We start from the raw sequence: 12,750 nt of genomic DNA on the forward strand, positions 1-12,750 counted from the left end.
ATTTTAAATTTTATAGGATAAAGTTAAGTAAAAAAGGCCCTGCTCTTTCGAGCAAAGCCTTTTATGTTAGAGCTAAAATTGTTATGTCAACACCAAAATGCTGATGTCATCTCAATCTTAGTCTTCACGTCTTTTTGGTTTTGCAATTAAACCAAGTCCTACTAGACCAAGGGCTGCACCTAGAGCAACTAATCCAACTTTAGATTGCTCACCAGTATTTGGCAACTCACGACCTTTAGGTTTTTCAGGAGTTGGTGGCGTTACTGGTGGTGTTGGTGGTGTTGGTGGTGTTGGTGGTGTTGGTGGTGTTGGTGGTGTCGGTGGTGTTGGCGGTGTTACCTTGTTGTTAAACTCAGTATCTTCAGGCATTTGTGAAGTAAGAGTCAACACTTTACCATCCTTAGTTACAGTAACTCCAACAGTCGCTACCATCTTATCGTACTCAACTCCAGCCTCTGTACCTTTCACTTCTTCTACATGATAAATATAAGTACCTTCTTGACCGCGTTTGAATTCAAGAGCAGAGAACTTGATCTTACCTTCAGCATCATTGCTTACAGTTTCAATCAAATTTCCATCCTTGTCTTTCAGTACAAAAGTAAACTCGCCAGCCTTCAGTGCACGACCTTCCAATTTCTTAGTGAAGTTGAATTCAACTTTAACTGGAATATTTACAACACGTTTTTCAGTTGGTTTTTCTGGTTTTTCAACTTTCTTCGTAGATGGGTTGTAGTAGTTTACAATTTGCGCTGCTGTATTTTCGATGTCTACTCCACCTTCAACGTCTGTTTTAACAGTGGCTGGGATATCGAATTTATAGTAGCGACCAAACTCGAATTTAGTTGTGTCGATGATTTGTGTATTGTCTGCGTCTCCAAGTGACTTAGTGAAGCCAGCTTTAAGAGTTGCGGTCATAACACCATTTTCAACCTTGATGTCGAATTTGTTTGTTACATCGTCACCAGTTACTGAATCGTAAGCCTTGATAGCTGAAGCGTCTACATCAACCTTAGTTTCATCGAAGTCATCAGAAATACTTACTGACTGGATATTATCCTTGTTGTTTGCGTCGAACTTAGTAGTATCAAGCCATACTTGGTAGTAGAGCTTAGCTCCACGCTTAACAGTCTTGGTATTCAAGTTTTCTGCTTCGTTGTTGTCAGTCTTATCTGCGTATGGATCTTTATTGGTATCTCCGTACTTGTCTGTCAACTCAGAATCATCATCAAGAAGCTTGTTATCAGTAATTGAGAACTTAGCTGTATCCAATACATACTTCTCTGGTTGGAACTTAGGCTCTTCTGGTGGAGTCACAGTGTTGTTAAACTCTGTATCTGGAGCGTCTGTCACTGTCTTCACAAGTGCTTTAGATTTTCCATTGTGTTCAACTTCTACTGTGATTTCAGCCTTCATGGTATCGTAAGTGACTGTAGCGTCAGATCCTTTAACTTCTTCTACAGTGTACTTATGAGTTCCAACTTGAGCCTTAGTGAATTCAAGTTTAGCGAATTTCACCTTACCATCTTTGTCGTTCTGAACTGTTTCGATTTCAGTACCTTTAGAGTCTTTCAATACGAAGCTAAACTCGCCAGCTTTCAACTCACGGCCTTCGAGTTTCTTAGTGAAGTTGAATTCGACTTCAATTGGAACTGAGTTGACACGTTTTTCAGTTGGTTTTTCTGGTTTCTCAACTTTCTTCGTAGATGGGTTGTAGTAGTTTACAATTTGCGCTGCTGTATTTTCGATGTCTACTCCACCTTCAACGTCTGTTTTAACAGTGGCTGGAATATCGAATTTATAGTAGCGACCAAACTCGAATTTAGTTGTGTCGATGATTTGTGTATTGTCTGCGTCTCCAAGTGACTTGGTGAAGCCAGCTTTAAGAGTTGCGGTCATAACACCATTTTCAACCTTGATGTCGAACTTGTCTGTCACATCTGCACCAGTTACTGAATCGTAAGCCTTGATATCTGAAGCATCTACATCAACCTTCGTTTCATCGAAGTCATCAGTGATTCCTACTGATTGAACGTTTTCTTTGTTAGTTGCTGAGAATTTAGTTGTATCCAACCATACTTGATAGTAGAGCTTAGCTCCACGCTTAACAGTCTTGGTATTGATGTTTTCTGCTTCGTTGTTGTCAGTCTTATCTACGTATGGATCTTTATTAGTATCTCCGTACTTGTCTGTCAACTCAGAATCATCATCAAGAAGCTTGTTATCAGTAATTGAGAACTTAGCTGTATCCAATACATACTTCTCTGGTTGGAACTTAGGTTCTTCCGGAGGAGTCACAGTGTTATTGAACTCTTTATCTGGAGCATCAGTTAGTGTCTTCACAAGTGCTTTAGCTGTACCATCGTAAGAAATTTCAACAGTAATTTCAGCCTTCATGGTATCGTAAGTTACTGTAGCGTCAGAACCTTTAACTTCTTCTACAGTATACTTATGAGTTCCTTCGTCACCCTTCATGAATGAAAGTGGTTCAAATTTCACCTTACCATCTTTATCATTCTTGACAGTTTCGATCTCGTTACCTTCTTCGTCTTTCAATACGAAGCTGAACTCACCAGCTTGCAGTTCACGACCTTCGAGTTTCTTAGTGAAGTTGAATTCGATATCAATTGGAATTGAGTTGACACGTTTTTCAGTTGGTTTAACTGGTTTTTCAACCTTCTTGGTTGATGGATTGTAATAATGTACTAACTGACTTGCAGTATTTTCAATATCAGCACCTGGTTTAACAGTATCTTTGACAGTAGCTGGGATATCGAATTTATAGTAACGTCCAAATGCGAACTTAGTTGTGTCGATGATCTGAGTGTTTTCCGCGTCTCCAAGTGACTTGGTGAAGCCAGCTTTAAGAGTTGCGGTCATGACACCATTTTCAACCTTTATGTCGAACTTATTAGTCACATCAGCACCAGTTACAGAGTCATATGCCTTGATAGCTGAAGCATCTACATCAAGTTTAGTTTCATCGTAATCATCTGTGATTCCAACAGTTTGGATATTATTCTTATTGTTTTCGTTAAACTGAGTTGTATCCAACCAAACTTGGTAAACGATTTTATCACCTTTATGAACTCCCAATGTGTTGATGTTATGTTCTTCGTTATTGTCATATCTATCAACATAAGGGTCGTTGTTTGTCTCTGTTACTGAATCAGCTAGTTCTTTATCATCATCTAATAATGACTTACCTTTAATATCAAAACCTTCTTGATCCAAAACATATTTCTTAGGTTGGAACTTAGGTTCTTCCGGTGGAGTTACAGTATTATTGAACTCTTTATCTGGAGCGTCTGTAACAGTTGCTACAATTGCCTTAGCAGTACCATCATGGGCTACCTTCACTGTAACTGTTGCAACCATATCGTCGTAAGTTACTGTTGTATCAGTACCTGCAACCTCTGAAACAGTATAAGTGTAGGTCTTGCCAAGATCATCTTTTCCAAACTTAAGTGTCTTAAAGGTAATCTTACCATCTTTATCATTCTTAACAGTTTCAACTGCAACATTGTCTTTCTTAAGAACAAAGCTAAATTCACCAGCTGCTAGAGTACGGCCTTCCAGCTTTTTAGTGAACTTGAGATCAACTGTAACTGGTACAGAGTTGACACGTTTCTGAGTTGGTTTTTCAGGTGTTTCTACAGATTTGCTTACTGGGTTGTAGACATGAACGATTTGGTTGGCTTTATTTTCAATATCAGCCCCTGCCTTAACTGTGTCTTTAACAGTAGCTGGAATATCAAATTTATAGTAGCGACCAAATTCGAATTTAGTTGTGTCGATAACTTGAGTATTATCCGCATCACCTAAAGACTTGTTCATAGAAGCTTTAGAAGTTGCTGTAATAACACCATTTTCAACTTTAATGTCAAACTTAGCAGTTACATCTTGGCCAGTTACACTGTCATATGCCTTAATATCAGCAGCATTAACTGTTACTTTTTCAGCGTCATAAGTATCAGAGATACCAACAGATTGGATGTTATTCTTATCTGAGAAGTTTCTAGTATCTAACCATACTTGGTAAACTAATTTCTCACCACGTTCAACGGTCTTAGTATTGATATTTTCTGCTTCGTTGTTCGTAGTTTTATCAGCGTACGGATCTGCATTGGTTTCTGTATACTCATTAGTCAACTCGTTGTCATCATCAACTAATTTAGTACCAGTGATGTCATACTTTTCTTTGTTAAGTACAAATTTTTCTGGTTGGAATTCAGGTGTTGCTGGAGGAGTGATTTTGTTGTTGAATACTTTATCTTCCTTACCATCAGTTGATGCTCCGTTATCATCTACACCACCAGTTGATGATACGCTTGTTACTGTAGTAAGTGTATGACCGTTCTTAGCAACCTTAACTGTAATAGTTGCCTTCATCGTATCGTAAGTCATACCAACTTCTTTCGTTGTTGGAATAACTTCTTCTACAGTATAGGTATGTGTACCAATTTTCGTATTGTCAAATGACAATTCAGTAAATGTCACTGTACCATCTTTTTTGTTGGTAACAGTTTCAACTTCTTGACCTCTTGAATCTTTAAGAACAAAGTTGAATTCTCCGTCTTTAAGTTCACGTCCAGCCAATTTCTTCGTGAAGTCAAATTTAACTTTTACTGGTGCTACCACATAGTTGTTGAAGATTTTATCATCATCACTTGATTTGAATCCACCTTCAGCACTGTATTTAACAGTTGCTTGCAATTCACCTTTAGAATTCTCAGTTACAGTAACTGTCATGGTAACAGTCATTGCGTCATAGTCAACGTCTGTATCAGAACCCTTTTGTTCAGTGATCTTGTATTTATAAGTACCAGCTTTGTTAAAAGTAAGCTTGCTAAATGTAGCTTTTCCATCCTTGTTGGCAACAGTTTCTTCGTGCTTATCAGGAGTACTTTTCTCTTCCGTTAATTTGAAAGTAAACTCGCCGTCTGTCAAGACACGTCCCTCTAATTGTTTTTCAACTTCTGGAGTGACTGTTACTGGTTCTTGTTTGACATAGTAATAAATTGGTTGTTTGTATGGTGTCAATGAGTTGAGCAAGTCAACGTTTGTACCTATTTGTACATATGCACCATTTTCTAATTGACTATTTGGTGAAAGGTGTCCGATACCGTCTCCTAAGAATGGTACGAATACCGTTTTATACGGTGTATATCCAGCAGCTTTTTGGAAATCAAATGTAACTTCTTTACCGTTTGGATAATTTACACCTTTATTATCAGTGAAAGCAATTGTGTTAAGAGGTGATTTCTTAACATTTAATTCTTGTTTGTTATAATCACCAGGTTTAATCGGCTTGGTTTCTGCCAACAACATGTAGCCATCAGTGCTCAATGTACCATCAGAACGTTTGCTTTGTTGTTTTGGATCTAGAAGATAAACACGAACGACTACAGTTCCATCTTCACCTACGATTTCCTTAATACGCTTAATTCCTGCACGCTCCGCGTCCATGAATTTGGTACCAACAATATAAGGACGGCTTACATAACCAGATGTTGAATCTGGATCTGCCGTTTGATACAATTTGTAGCCATCAAATTGGCGCTCACCAGATGCTGTGAAGTTTTGTCCTTCCATGGCTTTAGTTGTATATCTAGCCAAGTCTACTTCATTACCATTTGGTACGTAATCTTGAACAGTTTTATCTGTTTTATTAGCGTTAAATGTTGGGTTATTTTTATCAACTACTCTGTAGTAAGTTGTTTTATCAACGAATATTGGAATTTTAGCATTTGTATCTGTGATTGTACGACCATTATAAGCTGGTTCTACAACGTTAATAATATCAGTTGATGTACGAGCGTTATAAACATCTTGATATAATTTTTGTTCAGCTTCATTCTTTGGATTTACTAAAGCTTGAATACTTGCACCAACTTCATAACCTAATTGGATAAATGGTTGGTCCGTTTTACCAGGTCCAGCTCCTGTACCTGGGTTGTAATCAACTTGCCAAGTTAATTCACCATTTGATGCCGTCTTAGTAGTAGTGAATTTTTGAATTCCACTTGTTGCTGTGATTTTTCTAGTCTCTACTACATTACCAGTCGTTTTATCAATCAATTCAACCGTTGTGTCTGTAGTAACATCAAAATTCTTATATGCACGTGTATAGTAGTTTGTATTATAACGTTCATTGAACTTAGTAAGGTCTACGATACTATAAGTATAGTAATCACCTTCTTTTCTTGCATATCCAGCTGGTACAGTTTGAGACCCAACCGTAGCTCCATTTGGGTTTTGTATAGTTGGATCAACTGTTTCACCATCTTTTAGATATGTACTAACACTGACTGGCTTAGAGTTGTGATCTCCAGAAACTGCATCTTCCGTTGTAGCACGACGATTACGAACTTTAGGTTTATCACCTTCTGAAACAGCTGGCTTAGTTTCTTCAGCTTTTTCAACCGGCTTAGCAGTTTCCTTACTAGCAACCTCAGCCTCAGTTGAAGCAGGTTTTACTTCTTCTGATTTTTCTGAAGACACTGGTTCAGATTTAGCTTCTTCTGTTTTAGCCTCAGAAGCTGCTTTCCCTTCTTCAACCTTGTTTGTCTCAGCAAGTTCAGTTGTTGCAACATTTTCTACAACATTCTCTTCCTTCTTAGAGGAATCCTCGCTGACACTATCCTTTTTCACCAACTCTGTTTTTTCTTCAGAACTTGGTTGCGTAGGAAGTTCAGAAGCTTTTACTGCACCACCATTTGCCAACATAAAGCTAAGAGTTGTTCCTAAAAATACCGATGCAACACCTACCTTATATTTCCGCAAAGAAAAACGTTGTCGTTCTTTTCTTATCATATGATAAGTTCTCCTTTATATTTTTTACTATCAGAAGGTAATATTTTTACAATAATTGTATCTTAGGTACAATTATTGAAGTGTATAGAATACCCACTCTAGCATCTCCATCATATCAAAAGCTCAAACGGTTTTCAAAGAATTATGTGCTCCTGAAAACGTTTTCTTTATTGAATTTTAGGGTTTTAAAAAAACAAAAATACTCATTATATATATTTATATGTATGGAGATTTAGTTCCCCTTATTTATGGTTTTTTTATTTAACTATCTCATTATTTATTATAATTTTATTACTTAGTATTTCATTTTGATTACATTTTAATGATTGTGAAAATATTATCATTTTCATAAAATAAAAAATGATTCCCTTACGAGAATCATTTTTTTATTTAGATGGCTTCTGTGACAAAACTTCTGCTTTCTAGTACTTTGAGCATGGCATCTGCTGTGTCTAGAGCTGTAAAGAGAGGAACTCCATGTTCAATTGCTGAACGTCTGATTTGCTCACCATCTTCATCAGCTGTCCGTTTGGTACCAACTGTGTTGATGATAGCTTGAATTTTTCCTTTGCGGACGTAGCTTGGGATATCGTGCTCATTATCACCAATCTTTCCAACGAGTTGAGCCTGCAATCCATGACTTGCAAAGAAGTCTGCTGTTCCTTCAGTAGCAAGGATTCCGTAGCCAATATTTTGGAAACGACGAGCCAAATCTAGTGCTTCTTCTTTTGCATCATCTGCGATAGTGAAGACAACATTACCAAAGGTTGGTAAGTGAAGATAAGAAGCTTCAAAGGCCTTGTAGAGTGCTTTTTCAAGAGTGGTATCAGAACCCATGACTTCCCCTGTTGACTTCATTTCAGGGCCAAGAAGGCTGTCTACCTTAGCTAGCTTGGTAAAGGAGAATACTGGTGCCTTGATATGAACGCGAGTGCTTTCTGGGTAAAGTCCATCTTGGTAACCAAGTTCTTCAAGACTTTGACCGAGAATTAGCTTAGTCGCTACCTGTGCCATAGGGATATTGGTTACTTTAGAAAGGAATGGAACAGTACGGCTGGCACGAGGGTTTACTTCAATGACGTATACTTTCTCATCCTTGATAACAAACTGAATGTTCATCATCCCAAGACAGTTGAGGCCGATTGCAAGGCGTTTGGTGTAATCTGCAATCGTTTCTTGCACTTTTTGCGACAAGGTTTGAGGAGGATAAACCGCCATGGAGTCACCTGAGTGGACACCAGCGCGTTCGATATGCTCCATGATACCAGGGATGAGGACATTTTCTCCGTCTGAAATGGCATCGACTTCACACTCTTGTCCGACGATATAAGAGTCAACAAGAACAGGGTGGTCAGGACTTGCCTTAACCGCAGTACGCATGTAAGAACGAAGATCATCTTCATTCTCAACGATTTCCATAGCACGTCCACCCAAAACATATGAAGGGCGAACGAGAACTGGGAAACCAATTTTACGTGCAGCAAGTACTGCTTCTTCTTCATTAGTTGCTGTTTGTCCAGGAGGTTGTGGAATATCCAAGTCTTTGAGGGCTTGTTCGAAGAGGTCACGATCTTCCGCACGGTCCAAGTCCGCAACTTGAGTACCAAGAATAGTCACCCCAGCTTTTGCTAATGGCTCAGCTAGGTTGATAGCTGTTTGACCACCGAACTGAACAATAACACCTTTTGGTTGCTCCAAATCGATGACATTCATCACATCTTCAAAAGTCAATGGCTCAAAGTAAAGTTTGTCAGACACAGAGAAGTCTGTTGAAACTGTCTCTGGGTTTGAGTTCATAATGATGGCTTCGTAGCCAGCAGCTTGGATTGCCTTAACAGAGTGAACTGTCGCATAGTCAAACTCTACCCCTTGACCGATACGGATTGGACCAGAACCTAGGACTAGTACAGATTCCTTATCAGACTTGATAGACTCATTTTCCCATCCATATGTTGAGTAGAAGTACGGAGTTTCTGATTCAAATTCTGCGGCACAAGTATCTACCATCTTGTAAACTGGGACAATCTTATTTTCTAAACGAAGTTGGCGAACTTGATCAGCTGTAGTTCCCCAAAGTTCTGCGATTTTACGATCTGAGAAACCATTGAGTTTTGCTGTTTTCAGGACATCGATATCCTGAGGATGTGCGCCCAATTCTTGTTCAATCTCAAAGATATGCAAGAGTTTATCAAGGTAGAAAATATCAATCTTAGTTAAGTCAGCAATCTCTTCTGGTGTATAACCACGACGAATGGCTTCTGATACATAGAAGAGACGGTCATCTTGAGCCTTGACAACTTTTTCAATCAAGGCATCATCTGAAACATCTGCAAGCTCAGGCATTTCATTGTGATGGACACCAATTTCTAGAGAGCGACAAGCTTTAAGGAGAGATTCCTCGATGTTCCGACCGATGGCCATAACTTCTCCAGTTGCCTTCATCTGGGTACCAAGACGACGTTCCCCTTTTTCAAACTTGTCAAATGGGAAACGTGGAATCTTAGCCACCACATAGTCAAGGGCTGGTTCGAACATGGCATAGGTTGAACCTGTAACTGGGTTAATAACTTCATCCAAGGTCAACCCTACAGCAATCTTAGCCGCCAATTTGGCGATTGGGTAACCTGTTGCCTTAGAAGCAAGGGCTGAAGAACGAGATACACGAGGATTTACTTCAATGACATAGTACTTAAAGCTGTGTGGATCAAGTGCAAGCTGAACGTTACATCCGCCTTCAATCTTGAGAGCACGGATAATGCTCAAACTAGCATCACGAAGCATTTGGTTTTCATAGTCGGACATGGTTTGCGCAGGGGCAAATACGATAGAGTCCCCTGTGTGAATACCGACAGGGTCAAAGTTTTCCATGTTACAAACAACAAGTGCATTATCAGCTGAGTCACGCATGACCTCATACTCGATTTCCTTGAAACCTGCAATGGAACGTTCAATCAAACACTGGGTAACAGGTGACAACTTCAAACCATTTTCAGCAATTTCACGCAATTCTTCCTCATTGGCACACATACCACCACCAGTACCACCTAGGGTAAAGGCTGGGCGGACGATAACTGGATAGCCAATAGTTGCTGCAAAGGCAACTGCTTCCTCTACTGTGTTGACAATTTCTGATTCTGGAATTGGTTGCTTGAGTTCTTCCATCAATTGTTTAAAGAGATCGCGGTCCTCAGCTTGGTCAATAGCAGACAATTTAGTGCCGAGAAGTTCTACTCCAAGCTCATCTAAGATACCATTTTTAGACAACTCCATTGCCATATTAAGCCCTGTTTGCCCACCAAGTGTTGGAAGCAAGGCATCTGGACGTTCCTTACGAAGAATACGTGTTACAAACTCAAGTGTAATCGGCTCAATGTAAACCTTGTCTGCAATCTCTTTATCCGTCATGATGGTTGCAGGATTTGAGTTAACCAAGACAACCTCATACCCCTCTTCTTTCAAAGACAAGCAGGCCTGGGTTCCAGCATAGTCAAACTCAGCAGCCTGACCAATAATAATCGGACCAGAACCAATCACCATAATTTTTTGAATATCAGTACGTTTAGGCATAGTTTATGATACAAAGCCCGTCAAGAACAAAGTGAAAATAGGAAACTCGGTGCAGACGCCTTCAGCGTCAAGACGATGTTTATCTTTTTCACACAGTTCTTAGGGCGTGTTCACTTCCGCGAACATTGTACCCTTCTCCTTTCTATTCGTCGCCTCTCAGGGCGACATTAAATAAGATACAAAGGACGATAAGAAAGCAACTGAATTTTAGGAAACCAAAGAAGGATTTCTATCTTTGTTGGTTTCTCTAAATTCCGAGCTTTCCGTCCGTGTTCAATTCCATAAATTCTCCGACGATTTCTCACTCGTCTTTAGTTTGCTTGTTTGAAAGCTTCCATCATCTCTATGAACTCATCAAATAGATAACTTGCATCATGTGGCCCAGGAGCTGCGTCTGGGTGGAATTGCACAGAGAAACCTGGTAGATATCTGTGACGTACGCCTTCAACTGACTTGTCATTGATTTCTTCGTGGGTGATGATTAAGTGCTCTGGTAAATCCTCACGGCTAACTGCGTAACCATGATTTTGACTAGTGAAATCCACGCGCCCAGTTGCAATTTCACGAACAGCATGGTTAAAGCCACGGTGACCAAACTTCATTTTATAGGTCTTAGCACCATTTGCCATCGCAAAGAGCTGGTGACCCATACAGATACCAAAGATTGGAATTTTCCCGAGAATACCTCGGATCATCTCAAGAGCTTCTGGTACATCTTCTGGATTTCCAGGACCATTTGACAACATAACTCCGTCAGGGTTTAAATGCAAGATTTCCTCAGCCGTAGTTGTGTATGGAACTACAGTTACGTTACAATCACGTTTAGATAGCTCTCGTAAAATAGAGTGTTTAAGGCCGAAATCTACTAAAACAACGCTCAAGCCAACTCCTGGAGCCGGATAAGCCGTCTTTGTAGAAACTTGTCTGATATTATCAGTCGGTAAGACAGTTGCTTGAAGTTGATCTGCAATGTGATCAATACTATCACCAGCATGTGTTAGAGTCGCTCTCATGGTACCATGTTTACGAATAATCTTTGTAAGAGCTCGAGTGTCAATGCCTGAAATTCCAGGAATTTTCTTAGCCTTCAAGAATTCGTCCAGCGTCATTTGGTTACGCCAGTTGCTGGCTCTACGAGCCTCTTCGAAAACCACAACTCCCTTACAAGTAGGACTGATAGACTCGTAGTCGTCACGGTTAACTCCATAATTCCCTACTAGTGGATATGTGAAGGTCAAGATTTGTCCATTATAAGATTGGTCTGTAATGGATTCTTGATATCCTGTCATTCCAGTGTTAAAGACTATTTCCCCTGTTACATCAATATCTGCACCGAAGGCCTTACCTTCAAAAACTGTGCCATCTTCTAAAACTAGAAGTCGTTTTGTCATATTTTCACCTCTCGTGGACGCTCACTGGCGTCTTTTAACGTCTTGTGTATTATTTGGCTTTTCTACTTGCCAATACGGATTCTAAGATTGCCATTCGAACAAATACTCCATTGGTCATTTGTTGGACAATGCGTGATTTTGGTGCTTCAACAAGATGATCGGCAATTTCCACATCCCGATTAACAGGAGCCGGATGCATAATGATTGCTTCTTCTTTTAAACGATTATAGCGTTCTTGGTTCAAGCCATGTTGAGCGTGATACTCTTCTTTTGAGAAGACTGCTCCACTTTCGTGGCGTTCATGTTGAACTCGAAGCAACATCAGAACATCCACCTGGTCAACAATCTCGTCAATAGTTACGAACTGACCATAATCTGCAAACTCTTGACTTCTCCATTCCTCAGGTCCTGCAAAGTAAAGTTCAGCACCTAAACGTTTCAAAATCTGCATATTGGACTTGGCAACACGTGAATGGTCCAAGTCACCAGTAATGGCAACCTTGAGCCCTTCAAAACGGCCAAATTCCTCGTAAATTGTCATCAAATCAAGCAGACTCTGACTAGGATGTTGCCCTGAGCCATCACCACCATTGATAATCGATGTCGTAATGGTTGGGCTCGCAATCAATTCCCTGTAGTAATCAACCTCTGGGTGCCGAATAACACAGATATCTACACCAAGTGCAGACAAGGTCAGGATTGTATCATAGAGTGTCTCACCCTTGTTTACCGAGCTTGTATTCACATCAAAGTCAAGTCGTTCCAATCCCAGTTTAATCTCTGCAACTTCGAAGGATTTATGCGTTCTTGTCGAATTTTCAAAGAAAAGGTTGGAAACAATGGGATGGTCTTCGTAGGGCAACTGGGCTCCATTTTTAAACTCAATCCCTCGTTTAATCAATTTTATAACCTGATCTACAGTGAGATCTTCCATGGACACCACATGTTTTATTGCTTGTTGATTTTCTGACATGGCTAC

General features: G+C 39.8%; 4 protein-coding genes. All 4 read right to left on the bottom strand.

Annotated features, from left to right (window positions below):
* Positions 1–117 precede the first annotated feature (117 nt).
* The 4 genes from KBU52_RS03480 to KBU52_RS03495 all read right to left on the bottom strand — a co-directional run bounded on the left by KBU52_RS03480 (position 118) and on the right by KBU52_RS03495 (position 12,744).
* Positions 118–6,813 (bottom strand): SspB-related isopeptide-forming adhesin, encoded by a 6,696-nt coding sequence (locus tag KBU52_RS03480; RefSeq protein ID WP_254724332.1) that lies wholly within the window; start codon positions 6,811–6,813, stop codon positions 118–120.
* A gap of 390 nt (positions 6,814–7,203) precedes the next feature.
* A complete protein-coding gene (gene carB / locus KBU52_RS03485) occupies positions 7,204–10,380 on the bottom strand; it encodes a carbamoyl-phosphate synthase large subunit (protein WP_254724333.1) in 3,177 nt (1,058 codons plus the stop codon).
* A 311-nt stretch (positions 10,381–10,691) separates the two neighbouring features.
* Complete coding sequence (locus KBU52_RS03490) at positions 10,692–11,771, bottom strand: carbamoyl phosphate synthase small subunit (RefSeq protein ID WP_254724334.1); 1,080 nt, start codon at positions 11,769–11,771, stop codon at positions 10,692–10,694.
* A 49-nt stretch (positions 11,772–11,820) separates the two neighbouring features.
* The gene (locus tag KBU52_RS03495; RefSeq protein WP_254724335.1) at positions 11,821–12,744 is read right to left on the bottom strand and encodes an aspartate carbamoyltransferase catalytic subunit; all 924 of its coding nucleotides are present in this window, start codon (positions 12,742–12,744) and stop codon (positions 11,821–11,823) included.
* Positions 12,745–12,750 lie beyond the last annotated feature (6 nt).

Source organism: Streptococcus sp. 9.1(2021), from assembly GCF_030466425.1.
Taxonomy (GTDB): Bacteria; Bacillota; Bacilli; order Lactobacillales; family Streptococcaceae; genus Streptococcus; species Streptococcus wuxiensis.